General features: G+C 33.5%; 16 protein-coding genes. 4 read left to right on the forward strand and 12 right to left on the reverse strand.

The genetic code is table 11. The features are described from left to right. Positions 1-40: 40 nt before the first annotated feature. From sufD to GBH57_RS04765, 10 genes are all read right to left on the reverse strand, one after another. Positions 41-1,354, reverse strand: coding sequence for a Fe-S cluster assembly protein SufD (gene sufD / locus GBH57_RS04720; RefSeq protein WP_151672895.1), 1,314 nt, complete (start codon positions 1,352-1,354; stop codon positions 41-43). 66 nt (positions 1,355-1,420) lie between these two features. Then, on the reverse strand, positions 1,421-2,170 hold the full coding sequence (gene sufC / locus GBH57_RS04725; RefSeq protein WP_151672896.1) for a Fe-S cluster assembly ATPase SufC: 750 nt from the start codon (positions 2,168-2,170) through the stop codon (positions 1,421-1,423). Positions 2,171-2,172: 2 nt separating this feature from the next. Continuing rightward, positions 2,173-2,583, reverse strand: a complete 411-nt coding sequence (locus GBH57_RS04730) for a hypothetical protein (protein ID WP_151672897.1) — start codon at positions 2,581-2,583, stop codon at positions 2,173-2,175. A 26-nt stretch (positions 2,584-2,609) separates the two neighbouring features. After that, entirely contained in the window at positions 2,610-4,058 is a 1,449-nt protein-coding gene (gene sufB, locus GBH57_RS04735; protein WP_151672898.1) for a Fe-S cluster assembly protein SufB, read from the reverse strand. A gap of 45 nt (positions 4,059-4,103) precedes the next feature. Further along, positions 4,104-4,433 (reverse strand): HesB/IscA family protein, encoded by a 330-nt coding sequence (locus tag GBH57_RS04740; RefSeq protein ID WP_151672899.1) that lies wholly within the window; start codon positions 4,431-4,433, stop codon positions 4,104-4,106. 209 nt (positions 4,434-4,642) lie between these two features. Then, positions 4,643-5,716, reverse strand: a complete 1,074-nt coding sequence (locus GBH57_RS04745; protein WP_151672900.1) for a cytochrome-c peroxidase — start codon at positions 5,714-5,716, stop codon at positions 4,643-4,645. 6 nt (positions 5,717-5,722) lie between these two features. Then, entirely contained in the window at positions 5,723-6,496 is a 774-nt protein-coding gene (locus tag GBH57_RS04750) for an MbnP family protein (protein ID WP_151672901.1), read from the reverse strand. Positions 6,497-6,517: 21 nt separating this feature from the next. Next, positions 6,518-7,894: a hypothetical protein gene (locus GBH57_RS04755; RefSeq protein WP_151672902.1), complete on the reverse strand. Its 1,377-nt coding sequence runs from the start codon at positions 7,892-7,894 to the stop codon at positions 6,518-6,520. Between the two features lie 3 nt (positions 7,895-7,897). Further along, positions 7,898-9,307, reverse strand: a complete 1,410-nt coding sequence (locus GBH57_RS04760) for a choice-of-anchor B family protein (protein WP_151672903.1) — start codon at positions 9,305-9,307, stop codon at positions 7,898-7,900. Between the two features lie 102 nt (positions 9,308-9,409). Then, the gene (locus GBH57_RS04765) at positions 9,410-10,831 is read right to left on the reverse strand and encodes a choice-of-anchor B family protein (protein WP_151672904.1); all 1,422 of its coding nucleotides are present in this window, start codon (positions 10,829-10,831) and stop codon (positions 9,410-9,412) included. Positions 10,832-10,949: 118 nt separating this feature from the next. On the opposite strand from GBH57_RS04765, the gene thiL reads away from it, so the two are divergent. Then, positions 10,950-12,005 (forward strand): thiamine-phosphate kinase, encoded by a 1,056-nt coding sequence (gene thiL, locus GBH57_RS04770; RefSeq protein WP_151672905.1) that lies wholly within the window; start codon positions 10,950-10,952, stop codon positions 12,003-12,005. A 206-nt stretch (positions 12,006-12,211) separates the two neighbouring features. On the opposite strand, the gene GBH57_RS04775 is transcribed toward thiL, so the two are convergent. After that, complete coding sequence (locus GBH57_RS04775) at positions 12,212-12,466, reverse strand: DUF1660 family phage protein (protein ID WP_235904642.1); 255 nt, start codon at positions 12,464-12,466, stop codon at positions 12,212-12,214. Positions 12,467-12,529: 63 nt separating this feature from the next. Continuing rightward, positions 12,530-13,300 (reverse strand): alpha/beta fold hydrolase, encoded by a 771-nt coding sequence (locus tag GBH57_RS04780; protein WP_151672906.1) that lies wholly within the window; start codon positions 13,298-13,300, stop codon positions 12,530-12,532. Positions 13,301-13,357: 57 nt separating this feature from the next. Between GBH57_RS04780 and brnQ the strand changes: the two genes are divergently transcribed. The 3 genes from brnQ (at position 13,358) to GBH57_RS04795 (ending at position 19,185) form a co-directional block, all read left to right on the forward strand. Then, a complete protein-coding gene (gene brnQ / locus GBH57_RS04785; protein WP_151672907.1) occupies positions 13,358-14,632 on the forward strand; it encodes a branched-chain amino acid transport system II carrier protein in 1,275 nt (424 codons plus the stop codon). Positions 14,633-14,844: 212 nt separating this feature from the next. Next, the gene (locus GBH57_RS04790) at positions 14,845-16,356 is read left to right on the forward strand and encodes an ATP-binding protein (RefSeq protein WP_151672908.1); all 1,512 of its coding nucleotides are present in this window, start codon (positions 14,845-14,847) and stop codon (positions 16,354-16,356) included. A 3-nt stretch (positions 16,357-16,359) separates the two neighbouring features. Continuing rightward, entirely contained in the window at positions 16,360-19,185 is a 2,826-nt protein-coding gene (locus tag GBH57_RS04795) for a Z1 domain-containing protein (RefSeq protein ID WP_151672909.1), read from the forward strand. Position 19,186 lies beyond the last annotated feature (1 nt).

A 19,186-nucleotide genomic window follows, 5' to 3' on the forward strand; every position in this document is an offset into this window, starting at 1 on the left:
CGACTATAAGCTCTATTTGATGTAATTGATGTTACATCTACTAGACTTCAAAACCTAAATTGACACCAATTTTATCAGCAATCAATTTATTAATTCTAGCTTTTAATTCTGGTATTTTCACACTCTCAAGTACTGTGTTTGCAAAGGCATACATTAAAAGAGCTCTCGCTTCTTTCTTAGCAATACCACGAGATTGTAAGTAGAACATTGCATCTTCATCTAACTGCCCAATAGTACAACCGTGAGAACATTTAACATCATCAGCAAAAATTTCTAATTGAGGTTTAGCGTTAATTGTTGCTTTGTCGCTTATTAAAATGTTATTGTTTTGTTGAAAAGCATCAAGCTTCTGAGCTTCCTTTTCAACATAAACTTTACCATTAAATACGCCTGTTGAACTACCGTCAAAAATACCTTTGTAGTCTTGGTGACTTTCACAATTTTCAGCTATATGATGTACTAAAGTATTGTGGTCAACGTGTTGTTTACCTTCAATAATTGTTACTCCATTTAATATAGAATCGCAACCTTCTCCCTGCTGGACAAAGTTTAAGTTGTTACGAGTAATTTTTCCTCCAAATGAAAATGTATGTACACTACAAATACTATCGCGCTCTTGAGAAACAAAAGTGTGGTCAATTAATGAAGCGTTTTCATTGTCATTTTGAATTTTATAGTAATCTACGTATGCTCTTTTTTCGGCGAATATTTCGGTTACCGAATTTGTAAGCACCGCATTATCACTTAAGCTTTGATGTCGTTCAATAATTTGTACGTGAGCATTTTCTTCTACAATAATTAAATTACGAGGTTGTAATAAAACTGCAGCTTCATTGCCAGTAGCAAAATTAATTATCTCAATAGGCTTTTGTGCTTCAATATGCTTAGGAATTCTAATATAAGCACCCTCTTTTGTGAAAGCTGTATTAAGCGAAGTCAGGCTATCTTTTTTAGCCGCTTTATTAAAATATGTTTCAATAACAGGCTTATACTTATCTTTGTTTAAAGCAGATGACATTAAACAAACATCAATTTTATCGTGCGTTGAAGCAGATAAAAATGAGCTGTATACACCATCAACAAAAACTAATTTGTATGTGTCAATATCGTGTAGGAAATATTTTTTGACATCCTTAAATTCAATTGCAGTATCACTTTTAGGAAAAATACTGTAGTCCTTTTTAAGCAACGAATTTAAAGAGGTGTATTTCCAAGCCTCTTCTTTTTTTGTTGGGAATCCTTCTTCTTCAAAAGTTTTCATCGCTGCAGTACGTAATTCGTGTAATGGCGAATCTACCTCAAGATGATCTTCGAAGGCAATATATGTTGATTGTAATTTTTCTTTTAAACTCATCTTTAAAATTCAGAATTCGGAGTTTAGTTTTTGCTTAATAATAGCAGCTACTAAACGTTGAATTGTTTAAACCAATTCTTCTTTAATCCAGTCATAACCTTTAGCTTCTAGCTCATAAGCTAGTTCTTTAGTACCTGACTTTACAATTTTTCCATCCATTAAAACATGAACAAAATCTGGAACTATATAATCTAATAATCGCTGGTAGTGAGTAATCACTATTACAGCATTGTCTTTACTTTTAAGTTTGTTAACACCATTTGCAACAACTTTAAGAGCATCGATGTCTAATCCAGAATCTGTTTCATCAAGGATTGCTAGTTTTGGTTCTAGCATTGCCATTTGAAAAATTTCGTTTCGTTTTTTCTCTCCACCTGAAAACCCTTCGTTTAATGAACGAGATAAAAACTTACGATCTATTTCTAATAAATCAGCTTTCTCTTTAATCATTTTTAACATTTCAGAAGCTGGCATATCTTCCAGTCCTTTTGCTTTACGGTTTCCATTGATGGCAGTTTTGATAAAGTTAGTTACCGAAACACCTGGAATTTCAACTGGATATTGAAATGATAAGAACACACCTTTGTGAGCACGTTCTTCTGGGTCCATTTCAGTTATATCTTCGTTGTTAAGTGTTATCGAGCCTTGCGTCATTTCAAACTCTTCTTTTCCTGCTATAATTGATGCAAGTGTACTTTTTCCAGCACCGTTAGGTCCCATTATTGCGTGAACTTCACCAGCATTAACCTGTAATGAAACACCATTTAAAATATCCTTGTCATCTACACTTGCGTGTACGTTTTTAATGTCTAACATACCTATTTTTTAGCTTTCGCTGTTTTATTTTCAATTTTTACATCTGCCTTAGAAGGCTTTGGACTCACTTGTATTATTTCAACGATGGTAAGTATCTTATCCCATCCTTCTACACCTTCTTCTTTGTCGTTTAATAAGCCAGTTACAACAACTGGTACCATATCAAAATCATCATTTTTTACAGGTGCTACTTTTTCTGCTAATTCGTGCATTTTCTCGTTTACCTCAACACCGTAAATAAAGTCTTTTCCTTTTAGAACGGCTGCGTCAGCAACATAAATAAATTCTCCTTTGTATACTGCAAGATTAGAATTTTTAGTAGTTAGAAGTTCTTCTGAAACTTCTTTCTTATCCGGATTCTTACAAGCTGAAACTGCAATTATAAATGCAATTAATACAAGTATTTTTTTCATATTTATTTTTTGTTAGTTAATGCAATTTATCCAACAGATCCTTCAAGGCTAATCTCTAAAAGTTTTTGAGCTTCTACAGCAAACTCCATTGGAAGTTTGTTTAATACCTCTTTACTAAATCCATTTACAATTAAAGCAATAGCTTTTTCAGTATCAATACCTCTTTGGTTACAGTAAAATATTTGATCTTCACCAATTTTACTTGTAGTTGCTTCGTGTTCTATTTGAGCACTTTTGTTTTTTACTTCAATATATGGGAATGTATGTGCTCCACAAGCATTACCCATTAAAAGTGAATCACATTGAGAGAAATTACGTGCGTTATCTGCGTTAGGGCTAATTTTCACAAGCCCGCGGTAACTGTTTTGTGATTTCCCTGCTGAAATACCTTTAGAGATAATAGTACTTTTAGTGTTTTTCCCAAGGTGAATCATTTTAGTACCTGTATCTGCTTGCTGATAATTATTTGTCACTGCAATAGAGTAAAATTCTCCAATTGAATTATCTCCCTTAAGAATACAACTAGGATATTTCCAAGTTACAGCACTACCGGTTTCAACTTGTGTCCAAGAGATTTTAGCGTTTTTCTCACATAAACCTCTCTTTGTTACAAAATTGTAAACACCACCTAGTCCTTCACTATTACCAGGGTACCAGTTTTGAACAGTAGAGTATTTTATTTCAGCATCGTCTAAAGCAATTAGCTCGACAACTGCTGCGTGTAATTGATTTTCATCTCTACTTGGTGCAGTACAACCTTCAAGGTAACTTACGTAGCTACCTTCATCTGCAATAACTAAAGTGCGTTCAAATTGTCCTGTACCTGCTTGGTTTATTCTAAAGTAAGTAGATAATTCCATTGGGCATCTAACTCCTTTTGGAATGTAGCAAAAAGATCCATCACTAAATACAGCACTGTTTAATGCCGCATAAAAATTATCAGTTGTAGGAACAACTGTTCCTAGATATTTTTTTACAAGTTCAGGGTGTTCTTTGATAGCTTCTGAAATAGGCATAAATATTATTCCTTTTTCACCTAACGTCTTTTTAAACGTAGTTGCTACCGAAACAGAATCAACAACAATATCCATTGCTATGTTGTTCATTTTCTTTTGCTCGTCTAGCGAAATACCAAGTTTCTTGTACATCGCCAAAAGCTCAGGATCAACATCATCTAGCGTTTTATTAGGATCTACATCTGTAGGTGCAGAATAATAAGCTATTGATTGAAAATCTGGTTTTTTGTAATTTACATTAGCCCAGTCTGGTTCCTCCATAGATTGCCATACCTTGAAAGCTTCAAGTCTCCAGTCAGTCATCCATTGTGGTTCATCCTTTTTCTTAGAAATCGCTTTAACGATATCTTCGTTTAGGCCAATAGGAAACGTCTCAGATTCAATATCTGTATAGAAACCATACTCGTATTCTTTCGTTTCGAGTTCCTTTTTTAAATCGTCTTCAGTATATTTACTCATATATCAATTATAAATTCTGAAATATCAGAATTATGAATTATTTAATTATAGGGAAAAAGATTCTCCACAACCGCACGTACGGTTTGCATTTGGATTATTAAATACAAAACCTTTTCCATTTAGTCCACCGCTATACTCTAGCGTGGTACCTACCAAGTATAAAAAGCTTTTTTTGTCTACTGCTAAACGAACGTCATTCACTTCAAATAGCTTATCATCATCCGTCATTTCTTTATCAAACTTAAGCTCGTAAGACAAACCAGAGCAACCTCCACTTTTAACACCCACGCGTACATAGTCTTGTTCAACTTGAAAACCGTCTTCGGCCATCAATTGTCCAATTTTAATTTTAGCACCTTCGCTTACTGTGATCATATAATATAGATTTATTCTAAATTAGGCTGCAAATATACGATATATCGCTCTTTTTTCACAGCCTAAAATATATTAATACTGTATCGCTCCATAGGGTTAATTTATGGGCGTTTCAGAATAGTGAATTGGTCGATTTATAAAATCTAACTTACAGCGCTTATTTTCTGTAATAAAAGCTTAACGAAATAACTTATTTTGAAAAGTGAAGATTAATTAGGGCCTTGATATGCTGGATTATTAGCCAAGTTAGGATCTGAAAGGCTTAGTAGAAAAGCTTTTAGTGCTGCTTTATCCTCTGGGCTAAGTTGAACACCACCTTGTGCAACTGATTTCATTAAAGGGTCAATGGTTTCGGAAAAAACAAGTCCTTCGCTATAATGGTTTATAACTTCGTCCAATGTTTCAAATCTACCATCATGCATGTATGGAGCAGTATATGCTAAGTTTCGCAATGAGCCACTTTTAAACAATCCAAATTGATTAGGGTCTCCAGTAAATTGACCTAAACCTAAATCTGTGAAAGTTTCATCTAAGCCATTATTGTGGAAATCATTGTCTGTCCATAATGGATTGCTTGGACTTCCGTGACAATGAAAGCAATCACCTCTATCTTCGTCTAAAAAAACAGCTAAGCCTTCAGCTTCAAGAGGGCTTAGGGTTGCTTCATTGCGTAAGTGTCTGTCAAATTTAGAATCACCAGAAACAATAGTTCTAATAAATTGAGCAATGGCTTTTGTAACTAATTCTTTGGTAATTAAAGTAGTGCTAAATGCCTGTTCAAATTCTAAAGTATAATCTGCATCAACTGATAGTGTTGCAACAACATTTTCCCAAGTATTGTTCATCTCTACAGGATTTGTAACAGGACCTAGAATTTGTTGTTCAATAGTTTGTGCACTACCATCCCAATTAAAGGAATTTGTAGTGTTCCAAGCAAGGTTGACTAATGGCATAGAGTTTCTAACCCCTTGTTCTCCAGTAATTCCAATACTAAATTGTTGTTGATCACTAAAGCCTTGAGTAGGTCTATGGCATCCTGCACAAGATAATGTGTTGTCTGCAGAAAGCGCTGTGTCAAAAAATAATTTTCTTCCTAACGCTATTCCTTCTTCGGTTAATGGGTTGTCTACTGGAATTGAAGGAGCAGGAAGAAGTGTGTTGAAAATTACTGGAATATCAATTGAAGCCGGCACTGGTATATAACCTCCTTGGTTGTCATCGGTATCATCTTTACACGAAGCAAATAATAGGATTAAACAACCAAGAAGAATATTCAATTTCATAATTAATTAGTTTACTGTACCAAGTGTAAATACATCTTGTCCGTTAGCTTCCATCAATAATTGAGCAGCATTGTTACCCATTAACATAGTGTTGAATTCATTTAAATCCCATGTGTTTGGATTTTTAAACCATTCAGCTATGTTCGCTTTTACTTCAATTGTAGTTGTATCACCTTCAACAGTAACAGTTCCTAAATTAATAGCTATTGAAGTATCTTCACGAGTTACATTTTCAGTCATTGCATCTGTAGGAGCACTTATTGTATGAAAGTTAAATGGACTTTCAATTCCTGCGTCGTTAATAAATTTTCCGTCTAATTGTTGGTAATGGTATCCACCACCCATCGGGTCTGGAACATTCCAAGATGCAGCATTTAAATCAGCATAAGCATTCGAAGTGTTTTCTGCTTCTGTAAAACCAAAACGCATTGTTAAACTATAAGTTCCTTCTGGTATCGTTGTACTGTCAAAAGATAAACCTGTTCCCTCTGAAGAGTTAACTAATAAATAGTCTTGAGATGGACTTACAACGGTTCCGCTTTGCGAAGTAAAAGCTACATCGGTGATTAAATAGCGCAATCTCGTAAACGTCATTACATCTCCATTTGCATTTATATATTCTGTGTTGTCAAAATTAGATGTTGTAATTTCTTCCCCATCAAAGTTTTGCGTGAATGATATTGTTACATCTGTATTTTGAGTAATTATACCACTGTCGTCATCATTGTTACAAGAAATAATAGCTGTTGCTAAAACGAACAATAAGCTTATTTTTTTCATCTGAAATATTAATTTTTATTATTATTTAATTTTTATTACCACAACGTCTTTAATTCCTCTATTGGTAGTGATGTCATTATCGTTACTTTCAGTATTCCCAACTAGAACAATTGAGTTGTCTTGCGTTTGAATTAAAGCGTCTCCAAAGTCTAAGCCTGAACCTCCAGCTGTGTATGAGTATTTTAAGTTTCCGTTGGCACCAATTGTCATTAACATTATATCGTTTTGACCATAGTTGTTTGTATAATCTCCTGAACCACTTCTAGAATTTCCTACGATTGCAAAATCTCCGTTGTTAAGTTTTTTTATGTCTCTAGCAGAATCGAATGATGCACCACCATAATTTTGTTCCCAAACAATAGCACCATCATCATTAAACTTTACGGCCCAAACATCTGCATTTCCATATAGGTTGCTTACATCCTTATCTGAACTTCGTGTGTCTCCCACTAGAATGTAGCCATTATCAGTTGTTTTTGCTACAGCATATGATATGTCAATTTCGCTACCGCCAAATGATTTTGTCCATAATTTATTTCCATTAACGTCTAAGCGTACTGCCCAAAAATCATAACTTCCTTTATCATCTGTAATGTCAAAATCAACACTTTCAGAAGCTCCGGTCATTAAGAAACCACCGTCATTTGTTTCAATTGCATCATAGCTACGGTCGTTATTAGAACCGCCAAAATAGCGTCTCCATAGTTTATTTCCGTTAGAGTCCATTAAAATTCCCCAAAATTCGCCTACACCGTGAAGTACACCACGAGTGTCGTCATTTCCGCTAGTTGTAGCATCATTTCCTTCGCCACCACTAGCTGTTACATCTAAGAATCCTGTAGCAAAAAAATTTCCTGTACTTGTTTCAAAAACGTTAAACGCTTGGTCTGTTCCTAGAAAACCAAAACTTTGTTCCCATTGAATAGTTCCGGTACTGTTAGTTTTTACTAACCAAAAATCTTGAAATCCAGCATTTTCACTTACATCACCATCTGTGCTTCGGCTATAACCACTCATTATGTATCCACCATCTGAAGTTTTAGAAACAGAACTAACAACATCATCTTGTGACCCACCATATGTTTGATTTGAAACCATAGATCCTTCGGGAGTTATTTCTAACATCCAGTAATCTTGGTCTGAAGTGGTTTTTCCAGATATATCACCATCTGTACTGGTTGTAGTTCCTACTATAACATAATTACCATTATTTGCCTCTACAATATCAACAGCAATATCAACGCCGCTACCACCAAAAGTTTTAACATAGGAAACGGTTCCTTCAAAATCTGTAGGATTAGAAGTTTGCGCCTCATTATCATCAGAACCGCAAGAAGTGATAATTGTTGTTAATGATAAAAAAGCAATTGACAAAAATTTTGGTAGGGGGATATTCATAGGTTATTTTATAATTAATCTTTTTGTAGTAGTGTCGTTTATTTTAACAAGGTACATTCCAGCATTAAGTTGAGATACATCTATGTTTTTTGAAGATGCAGCATCAAAGTTATTTTGCATTACCGTTTGTCCTAATATATTGTAAACAATTATTGAAGTTAACGATTGGTTAGTGCCGCTTATTGTAATATTATTTTCTGCAGGATTTGGGGAAATTGAGAATGCTTCTGCATTCGAATCAGCAGTTCCTAATAAAGGATCTCTTACTAATAAAAAACCTCTGTTAATGTCACTTATTACAATATTTCCACTTGCGAAATAAGGATATACACTCCAAGCACCATTAAAATTAGCTGAGTTGTTTTCAGGGTGGGAATCAAAAGATTGAACTTCTTCAATACTTCCGTTAGCTATGTCTTGTAGGTCAATTACACGTAATCCTGCTGTGTAATTAGCCATGTAATATTTTCCATTATGAACATAACCATTGTGATCAATTGCTGCTGTAGGGCCTTCGTAAATAAAATCTAATTCAGGATCGTCTAGGTCTTCAAAATCAAAAATCATTGTTCTAGTTTCACCACCTATGTTTAATTCATCTACTTCATCACCTAATATAAAGTAACGTTGATCTTCAGTAAACCATCCTTGGTGTGTGTAACCAATATTTGGGTATGTAATAGTTTCAATTAAAGTTGGATTACTTTTATCAGTAACATCACGAATTACAACCTCAGTTTCATTACTACTAATAAGTATTTCCCTTCCAGCGTAATCTGCATCAGGACCATTGTAAATGACTACTTGTGAGTCGTGGCTATATCCATCGCTTGAATATCCACCAGCAGCTATAGGATTTTGAGGGTCTTGAATATTTATGAAGTGCGGTCCTCCACCAAAAGTGGCTGTACCTACTGCATATGCAAATCCTGTATCTTCGTTGATTACTATATTGTGTGCACTTCCAAATTGTGTGTAAACCTCATCTGGGTTAAAATTTTCTGGTGGGTTTGCTACATCTCTTAAACGAGTAAGATCAAAAATTTGCATTCCGTGCCCATTTGCTTCACTTACGACGAAAGCATGATTTTGGTACACTTTAATATCTCTCCAAGAACTTGGATTAGTTTCTGTGTCCATTTTACCTAAATACGTAGGGTTAATTGGATCAGTGATATCAATAAAAGCTGTTCCGTTATCTAAGCCAATTAGCGCATATTCATTTCCAGTATCTGGGTCTGTCCATCCCCAAGAATCATTACCAGAAGATGCACCCATAGTTGATAGTGAAATGCTAGATTGTAGGTCTAAACCATTACAATCATAAGGTCCTGCAGAAAAGTTATCGCAGGGTGTCTGTGCCGTTGCGATGGTTGTCGCAATTGCGAAGATAAAGAGGAATGTTTTTTTCATGTTATGCTTTTTTTTTATAAAAATACAAGAATCTATTCCACTATCTAGTTAAAGTGAGTTTATTATTAGACACGAATATTCAATGATAAATACACTATAACCTTATATTTTTACTATTCGTCGTGTAATTACGTTGTTAATCGTTAAAAAGTACAATCCGCTATCTAGATTTTCAATATCTAATGATACTTGATTTAGCGTTTCAAATGTATCTGTAGATATAAGTTTACCACTCATATCATGAATTGAAATTTCAGATATTGGATTAATTCGGGTTTGTATTGTTAGAATTCCGTTTGATGGGTTTGGATAGATTGAAACATCCGAAATATTATTAGTACTCGTTCCTAATGTATTTGATTTCACTAAAAAGAAACCGCCAGATCTATCGGTTATCATCACATTTTCGCTAGGGAAATAAGGATACACATTCCATACACCATTATAACTTGCATTGTTATCTGAAGTATAGGTGTCAAAATAAGCTATTTCTTCCATTTCTTCATTAGCGATGTTTGAAACATCCATGACTCTTAACCCTGCCGCATAATTTGCTAAGTAGTATTTGTCGTCTTTAATATAGCCATTATGATCTATAGCTGTTGTTGTTCCAAAAAACTCGAAATGCTCAACTGGATTATCTAAGTCTTCAAGGTCAAAAATAATAGTACGTGTATTGAAACCTACCTCGTTTTCATCAAACTCATCACCAACTAAAAAATAGCGTTGATTTTCTGTAAACCAACCTTGGTGTGTATACCCTACATTAGAATATCCTATTGTTGAAATACTTTGGGGATTAGCTTTGTCAGTAACATCTACAATTGAAATGTATTGCTCACTTCCGCTACTGCTTACTAATATTTCTCTTCCAGCATAATCTGCATCTGGGCCATTGTAAAGTAATACTTGTGCATCATGTGTATAGAAATCTTCTGCAAAACCTCCAGCTGCAACAGGATTTTGAGGATCTTGAATATTAATAAAGTGAGATCCACCGTTGTAAGTATTAGTTCCTAAGCCGTAAGCATAACCTGTATCTTCATTAATGATAATGTTATGAGCATTTCCGAAGCCATTATAATGTGCATCTTCATCAAATGTCACTGGTGGGTTTGTAACGTTAGTCAATCGATTAAGATCGAAAACTTGCATTCCATGACCAGCTGCTTCGCTCACTATAAAAGCATGATTGTTGTAAACTTTTATATCGCGCCAAGTGCTTTCTGAGGTATGGGTTGGGAGTTTTCCTAAGTAAATAGGATTAACTGGGTCTGAAATATCAATAAATACAGTTCCGTCATTTAGTCCAACAATACCATACTCTCTTTCTGTAACAGGATCAACCCATCCCCAAGAATCATTTGCAGCTGTTGCGTTAAATATTGTAAGCGGTATGTGCGATTGTAAATCAAATCCATCACAGGGATAATTGCCTGCAAAACCGTTATTACATGGTGTCTGTGCAGCGATGCTAAAACCTGTAAAAAAGGTAAGAGCGGCTGCTAAAATAGTATTTTTCATAGAGCGCAATATTTTAGAAACTAAAGGATTAAAGGTATAGGCTTCTTTTTATTTACCCAAAGGTAAGATATTTTAGCGGCTAAGAGGTATTTTTGCCAAGACTGTAAAAAACAACAACATGTTAGAAAATAAAGGGCAACAACGAACTGATATTTCTTCTTTAGGAGAATTTGGATTAATTGAACACTTAACTAAAAGTTTTGAAATTAAGCAACCATCCACAATTAAAGGAATAGGGGATGATGCTGCGGTAATTGCTGTAGAAAATGAACTTGTTGTTTCTACTGATATGCTTGTTGAAGGGGTACATTTTGATATGAGTTATATGCCTTTAAAGCACCTTGGTTATAAATCAGTTGTTGTGAATCTATCAGATATTTACGCAATGAATGCCTTGCCAACGCAGATTACAGTTTCGATTGCAGTTTCTAATAGGTTTCCTGTGGAAGCGCTTGAAGAATTATATGCAGGTATACAAGCAGCAGCACACCATTATAATGTTGATGTTGTAGGAGGTGATACTACATCTTCCCTTAGCGGTCTTGTTATTAGTATTACTGCTTTGGGTCAAGTAACACAGGAAAAAGCTGTTTATAGATCTGGCGCAAAGGAGAATGATTTAATTGTAGTTTCGGGAGATTTAGGAGCTGCTTACTTAGGACTCCAAATTTTAGAACGTGAGAAGCAAGTTTTTAAGGTAAATCCAAATTCGCAACCAGATTTAGAACCTTATTCTTATTTAATTGAAAGACAGTTAAAGCCAGAAGCACGTAAGGATATTCCAGCTCTTTTAAAGGAGCTTGGTGTTCAGCCTACTTCTATGATTGATATAAGTGATGGACTTTCTTCGGAAACGATCCATATTTGTAAGCAATCTAAAAAAGGATGTAATATTTATGAAGATAAAATTCCATTAGATCCACAAGTAATTACTACTTGTGAGGAATTTAATATGGATAGTACTACAATAGCTTTAAATGGAGGTGAGGATTATGAATTATTGTTCACTATTTCTAGCGATGATTATCCAAAAATTAAGGCTAATCCTAGCTTAACAGTTATTGGGCATATTACTCAAGAAAGTGAAGGTACTCACTTAATTACGAGAGCAAATACTAAAATACCGCTAATTGCTCGAGGATGGAACCCATTACAAGAACAAGAAACGGAATAATTACACAGCAGCGTTACGTTCGAAATAATTAATGAAAAGCTGGTGATTTTTTTCCCACACAGAATCCATTTTTACAATTTTACCGTAACCGTTTACCGTGTACTGTTGCTTACAGTGTGAACACTCGTATTTTTTAATTAAAACGTTTGCGGTACTAACCGTAGTAAGGTTGTGTCCTTTAATTTTACATCTAAGTTTTCCCATAATTATGCAGATAATTTATTGGTAATTCTATTACTACGTCTTTGAACATAGGAATACAATATTTTATTTATCTCTCTTTGTTTAGAAGTCAGTTCTGTTAAAAAACCTTTGTCAGTATCAGTAACTTCTTTGCCGCAGCACGTACATTTATATTCGTGAATGTGCTGTGTAATTGTAGCAGTAACAACATAATGATGTCCTAAAACGGAGCACACTAAGGCCATTACTGGAGTGTTGTTTTGGAGAGTTTTTTTCATCTTAGTTAGTTTGTTAAGATAAAAGTAACAAATAAATCGCAATAAAACGGTTAAAGTGTAGATTTATTCGATGAAATGCAATAATTTAATAATCTCATCACAATTTGTTAACCAAGACATGTGTCCGCTATCAACTTTATAAAGTGTTGAATTTGTTTCTTCTGAAATTTTAATTATTTCGTTAATTGGTACCATAGGGTCTAGAATTCCGCTGATAATTATTTTATTTCCTTCAAATTTTTTCAAAACTGAAACGCGATTTTGTCTATCACGCATTCCTGTTATGGTTGCTTTTATTGCCTCCGGTTGTAATTGTAGTGCTTCTTCTTTGAGCTGTGAAATTTCCGAAGTAAATAGTGTTCGCTCGTTTTCTGTAAACAGGTTACTAATGGCCATACTTACAAAGGCATCTTTGTTTTTGTCAATAATAGCAAGTGCTCTGTTTCGGTTAACCTTGCGTTGAAGTGAGTCCTCTAAGGGGTTTGAGTTTAATAAAACGATGGTGTTTATTAATTGAGGCATCGTTTGAGCAAGTGCAAGTATGACGTAACCACCCATTGAATGACCAATAAATGTTGCGCTCTCAATAGCTTCCACCGTTAAAATTTCAGCAGTTAATTGCGCTAATAATTCCATTGTATGTGTTTCACCTAAAGAATCACTTTTTCCAAATCCTGGTAAATCAATTGTAATAACTGTATGGGTATTAGTAAAATGCGGAGTGATATTTTTCCACATCATGCTACTTTCTAAGAAACCGTGTAGAAAAACAATTGCAGATCCTTCGCCTTCGCGTGTATAATATATAGGTGTATTGTTGTATTGATGGATCATTTAATTATATTCGGTGTTTGTACCGGATAAAATTACTACAAATAGCACGACCACCCTATGAATCCAACTAAACAAACTTTTATTGTTGCCTTTGCTTTGTTCTCGTTATTTTTTGGCGCGGGTAATTTGATATTACCTCCTTTATTAGGGTATAATGCTGGAAGTTCTTGGCCTTTGGTTTTATTGGGTTTTGCAATTAGTGCAGTGATAATACCAATTCTTGCTATTTATGGACACGCACGATTACAAGGTACCTTGTTAGATTTTGCTAATAAAGTATCGCCAGTTTTTGCGGTAGTTTACGGAGTGATAGTATATGCTATTTCTATTAGTTTGCCATCGCCAAGGACGGCATCTGTAACGTACGAAATGTCTATTGCACCTTATTTTGAAATGTCCAGCCTTACTTTAAGTGCTATTTATTTTTCATTGGTTTTAGTTTTCGCTTTAAATCGCACTAAGATATTAAGCCTTATTGGGAAATTTCTAACGCCTTTAATTATCCTCATTTTATTAGTTATTATAAGCATTGGTTTGTTCGCAGATGTTACGCCAATGAAGGACACTATTTTTTCAAGCACTTTTACAGATGGTATTTTAGAAGGATATCAAACTTTTGATGCTATTGGTGGTGTAGTAGTGGGAGGTGTAATTGTAGTATCGTTAGCATTGCAAGGAAAGTTTAATTACGAAGAAAAGAAACAAATGATTGCAAAGGCTGGCTTGTTAGCTGGTTTTGGGCTAATCATTATTTACGGAGGTCTTATTGCTTTAGGTGCTTCATACAATACAACTATTATTACGGAAGATCGTGTGGAGCTTTTACAAGTGTTGAGCACAACTACCTTAGGAAATATAGGGACTTCCTTTTTAGGCGTTTTAGTAGCGCTTGCTTGTTTTACAACAGCGGTTGGTATTGTAACAGGAACATCAGATTTTGTTAAAAAACTTACAGGAAACTCACAACTTGCGTACACTATTACTGCCGTTATAGGGTGTATAATAGGTGTTGCAGTGGGGCAGTTTGATGTACATTACATTATTGCGGTGGCTGTGCCAGCCCTTATGTTTATTTATCCTATTACCATTGTGCTTATTTTACTCAACGTTTTACCACAGCAGTTTGCAACGCCTTTAGTATTTAAAGTTGTTACCATTTTAACAATACTGTTTAGTATTCCAGATTTTGTTGGCTTCTTTTTAGAGGAAGGTGCCTTACACGCATTAACGCAATACATTCCATTAGCAACAAAAGGAATGGGCTGGGTATTACCAGCGTTTCTTGGTTTTGTAGGGGTTAATTTGTGGTTGAAGGGGAGGAGGGTTGGTTAGAAAGCGTTCGTTAAGGTGTAAAATAATTTAGACTTAATAAAGTGTTTATTCTTTTTAGAATTGGAGTACTTTATTATTTAACCTTAAAGCAAATTATTGTTAAATTTTTACTTATAGACTCATATTTGAGGATTACCGTAATGGGAGTGTTTGTTTAATTAATATTTTTATAGATTATTATTGATAATTTATATTTTTTTTTATTGTTATAAATGAGTAAATACAAAATAGAACCAAAACCCGGAAGTATTTTAGGGTCACTTAGAAGTATAGGCTATAATTTGAAAACTGCACTTTCTGATATAGTTGATAATTCAATTGCTGCTAGAGCAAAAAAAATAGAAATTGTAAACAATGATTTTAATGAGAATATTGATCATTTAGAATGGATGGCAATTATTGATGATGGCAATGGAATGACTATGGAGGATATGATTAAGGCATTGACATTAGGAGGAGAGGGAATTGAACGAGAGAGAAGTATTGAGGATTTAGGGAGATTTGGATTAGGTTTAAAAACAGCAAGTTTTTCTCAATGTAGAAAATTAACTTTAATTTCAAAAAAGGAAACAATTAACTCTATAGTCTTTGATCTAGATTATATTGACAAAAATGGATGGGAGGTATATTCATTAGACAATCATAAATTGTTGATAGAAAAAATAAAGGCAAGAATTGAAAATAAAGAGATTTTTGACAGTGATAGTTGGACAGTAGTTCTTTGGGAAAATTTAGATAAAATTAAAATTACTTCTACCTCTAGTTTTTATTCGGAACTTTCGAAAGTTAGAAATCATTTTGAATTGATATACCACAAATTCAAAAACAGTGTAAATATTCGATTAAATGGAACATTAGTGAAATATTGGGATCCATATAAAACTGCACTTTCTACTCAAGAGAAATTATTTAAATATAATTCCGGAGATGGGACTTATTCCTTGAAGGGACATGTTTTAAAACATTCTAGTGAATTTCAAAATAAAAATGAATACGAGAGTCAATCAGAGATTGGTACTTTTAATCAAAATCAAGGATTTTTCGTTTACAGAAATAAGAGATTAATCTATCGTGGAAGTTGGTTAGGTCTATTTAATAAAGAGCATCATTATATTTTAGGAAGAGTTGAGATTAATTTATCTAATAGTTTAGAGTCTGATTTGGCTTGGGGAGTAAATATTAGTAAATCTTCAGTTTCTATACCGAGATTTGCTGAATCAGATATAAGAGCTGAGTGTAATAAAGTGAGATCTGAAGCTAACAATACGTTTAGATTTCATGGAGGAGTTAAGAAGCATAAAATAAGAAAAAAGAACACCGAAACGGAGATACAACCAATATGGAATTTTGAATCTAAAGGAGTAAAGACAGGAGAGAAAAATCAATATAAAATCAATATAAAACATCCATTATTCGATCAATTTTTAAAGAAATGCTCTGCAGATAAAACAATTCAAAAAGAGTTTAAGCAAATTTTGAGATACATAGAAAATTACCTACCTGTAGATAATATTTTTGCAAGAAAAGCTAATAATGAGGTAGAGCAATCATTGGAAGATGATCACGAAATTTATGAAAAATTTAAAGGGATAATGGAGATTTATAAAATAAGTATGAAAGTAGAAACTGCGTTTAACACATTAATTAATATAGAACCTTTTAATAGTTTGTCTTTTGATAAAGAACGATTAATAGAACTAGGTGTCGACCCAAGCAATATATAAATTATGAATAATAAAATGATTAAAGATGTTGCACATGCAACTTTAAATGGTTTAAAAAACACGGGTAAAGATATAACAACTGCAATTATAAGAGAAACTGTTTTTAGCTTTCAAAATATTTATTCACCCGATATATATCCGAACATTAATTGGGAAGGAGTAATTAATGAGTTAGAATCACATTACACAATTACAATTGGTATAAGTGAAACGCTATATAATCATAGAATACCTTGGGTTCGTAATTATAAACAAAACAACCCTAATTTATCTGATTTTCCATTTTGGAATAATTATAAAAGATACTTATCTGAAATACAACAACTACCACAAACTGTGATAGATGAAATTGATCAGAGTACTGATGCTATATTGGATGGAATGTCCAATCCAAGAGAAACAGATCATTTTGAAAAAAAAGGTTTAGTTATAGGCTATGTACAATCAGGTAAAACAGGTAATTATGTTGGTTTAATAAACAAGGCTATTGATGTAGGGTATCAGTTTATAGTTGTTTTAGCCGGTATGCATAATAATTTACGTCAACAAACTCAATTTAGAATAGATCAAGGCGTTAACGGTAAACAAAAAATTAATGGAGTTGAAACCAAAGTAGGTGTTGGAACACTAATGAATAGGTTTGATAATCAAACACAGTCTTTAACTACAGCTGATGTTAAAGGTGATTTTAATTCTGCTGCAGCAAACATGAATGGTATAAATTTCAATTTAGAAGCTCCTTTAATTGCTGTAATAAAGAAAAACGTACACCCGTTAAAAAACATGAACAAATGGTTAGAGAATGTTATTGGTATTAACATGGAGTCTCAATCTAATAAGGCTGTTTTAATTATAGATGATGAAGCTGATCAAGCTAGTATTAATAATAATTTTAAGCTTGAAGACCTTGATGCTCCTATAGTTGATGAAGATGGAAATATAGATGAAGAAAATAGACCAACAGCTATAAATGCTGGGATTGTTGATTTAATTAATAAGTTTAGCCGAAGATGTTATACTGGTTACACAGCAACTCCATATGCGAACGTGTTAATTCCTTTAGATAATGAACATCATCAAAGTATTTTTCCTGAAGACTTTATTGTAAGATTGAAACAGCCTTCTAATTATCTAGGGCCTGAAAAATATTTTGAAGAAGGATTGCCTGGTATAATGGAAATAAATAGTATTGAAGGTTTCCCGGGACAACTTAAGTCTTATTACAAAGAAGAATTAGAAGAGTTAAATATGCCGGACTCTTTAAAGGTTGCAGCTAAGCAATTTATTGTTTCAGGAGCATTACGTTTTTTTAGAGGTCAAGAAAGGTCCCACATGTCTATGCTAATACACGTATCCCACTTAACGATGATACAGAATGGTTTAGGAGATGTATTTAAGAATTATTGGAATGAACTTAAAGATAGCATTGAAAACAATAACGAGACAATGTGGACAGAATTAAGTGATTTATTTCACGGAGGTAATATCGATGGGTTACAAGTGCAAGTTAATAACCAACAATTTTATACTCAAGCATATTCTGAAAATGAATCATTTGCAAATAATAATTTTGACTTACCAACAAATTTCAGTGAATTAAGAGACCATATTAGAAGCTTTATTGCTGCTGTTGAAATTTTAGTAGTAAATGGACACAAAGATAATAAAGGGCAAAGCTTAGACTATCATTTATACCCGCATGGAAGAAAAGTAATAGCTATTGGAGGAAACACAATGTCTAGAGGATTAACATTGGAAGGCTTACATACAAGTTACTTTATCAGACATGCTAGGACATTTGATACACTAATGCAAATGGGGCGTTGGTTTGGTTATCGTTCTAATTATGCAGATCTGTGTAGAATTATAACAACTACAGAAATAGCTATAGATTTTGGTGAAATTTGCTACGCTGACACCATTATGAATGAAAATATTTCAGCCATGATTAGAAGTAATGCATCACCAAGAGATTTTTTAATTAAAATTAGGCAATCTACAACAAGTTTGTCAGTTACTTCAAAAATGGGAGTAGCTGGTCCTATGCGGTTAAGTTGGGCTGGTGGTGAAGTTATTACAAATTCAATATCACGTAAACCAGATACAATTATTAACAATCATAATATTTTGTGTAAAATAATTGATAGAATAAAAGATAGATGTAATATTAACGAATTTGACAATAAACTAATTTTTAAAAACGTCAACATAGATGGAGAATTAGATGAATTAAAAAATGATAATTTTTTAATAATTAACAATAATGGAAGTTTAGATTTTGATAAAATTTTTGAGTTTTACAAGAAGTCTGGATACGAAACAATCGATGTTGTTATAGTTGGTAGAAAACCTGGAAAACAAGATAATTATACTTTTATTGATAAAGAAATTGGTCTAGCTCAAAGAAATACTGCTAGGAGAAATGAAACAGAACCTAATCCAAATCACTTTAAGGTACCTAATGGTAAACTAACAGATGCTAATTATTTATCTGATTTTATTGGAGATAAGAAAGATGAATTGAATATTAAAGAAAAAAGAACCCCTTCTGTAACTTGTTTATATCTCGAGAGACCGATAATCACTTTTGTAGCACTAGATCCAATGTTTTTTTATAGTAGTATTAATGTTTCTCGCGGAGATACGCCTTCTATCGAAAATATGCATAGTGGTTTAGAAGATTTAAAAGATAATGATTTTGGACAATATATCGCTTTACCATATGGGATATCTATTGCGACACCTTCTTGTCTCCCTAATAGTAGATCTATAAACAATAACTCTGTTGATGTACTAGTCAATCAAATGGTAAACGATAACATTAATTAGG

This window comes from Patiriisocius marinus (assembly GCF_008974325.1).
Classification (GTDB): Bacteria; Bacteroidota; Bacteroidia; order Flavobacteriales; family Flavobacteriaceae; genus Patiriisocius; species Patiriisocius marinus.

Bases quoted from the DNA above. Each gene is read 5' to 3' on its own strand.
- sufD (WP_151672895.1), bottom strand. From the start codon at position 1,354: ATGAGTTTAAAAGAAAAATTACAATCAACATATATTGCCTTCGAAGAT.
- sufC (WP_151672896.1), bottom strand. From the start codon at position 2,170: ATGTTAGACATTAAAAACGTACACGCAAGTGTAGATGACAAGGATATT.
- GBH57_RS04730 (WP_151672897.1), bottom strand. From the start codon at position 2,583: ATGAAAAAAATACTTGTATTAATTGCATTTATAATTGCAGTTTCAGCT.
- sufB (WP_151672898.1), bottom strand. From the start codon at position 4,058: ATGAGTAAATATACTGAAGACGATTTAAAAAAGGAACTCGAAACGAAA.
- GBH57_RS04740 (WP_151672899.1), bottom strand. From the start codon at position 4,433: ATGATCACAGTAAGCGAAGGTGCTAAAATTAAAATTGGACAATTGATG.
- GBH57_RS04745 (WP_151672900.1), bottom strand. From the start codon at position 5,716: ATGAAATTGAATATTCTTCTTGGTTGTTTAATCCTATTATTTGCTTCG.
- GBH57_RS04750 (WP_151672901.1), bottom strand. From the start codon at position 6,496: ATGAAAAAAATAAGCTTATTGTTCGTTTTAGCAACAGCTATTATTTCT.
- GBH57_RS04755 (WP_151672902.1), bottom strand. From the start codon at position 7,894: ATGAATATCCCCCTACCAAAATTTTTGTCAATTGCTTTTTTATCATTA.
- GBH57_RS04760 (WP_151672903.1), bottom strand. From the start codon at position 9,307: ATGAAAAAAACATTCCTCTTTATCTTCGCAATTGCGACAACCATCGCA.
- GBH57_RS04765 (WP_151672904.1), bottom strand. From the start codon at position 10,831: ATGAAAAATACTATTTTAGCAGCCGCTCTTACCTTTTTTACAGGTTTT.
- thiL (WP_151672905.1), top strand. From the start codon at position 10,950: ATGTTAGAAAATAAAGGGCAACAACGAACTGATATTTCTTCTTTAGGA.
- GBH57_RS04775 (WP_235904642.1), bottom strand. From the start codon at position 12,466: ATGAAAAAAACTCTCCAAAACAACACTCCAGTAATGGCCTTAGTGTGC.
- GBH57_RS04780 (WP_151672906.1), bottom strand. From the start codon at position 13,300: ATGATCCATCAATACAACAATACACCTATATATTATACACGCGAAGGC.
- brnQ (WP_151672907.1), top strand. From the start codon at position 13,358: ATGAATCCAACTAAACAAACTTTTATTGTTGCCTTTGCTTTGTTCTCG.
- GBH57_RS04790 (WP_151672908.1), top strand. From the start codon at position 14,845: ATGAGTAAATACAAAATAGAACCAAAACCCGGAAGTATTTTAGGGTCA.
- GBH57_RS04795 (WP_151672909.1), top strand. From the start codon at position 16,360: ATGAATAATAAAATGATTAAAGATGTTGCACATGCAACTTTAAATGGT.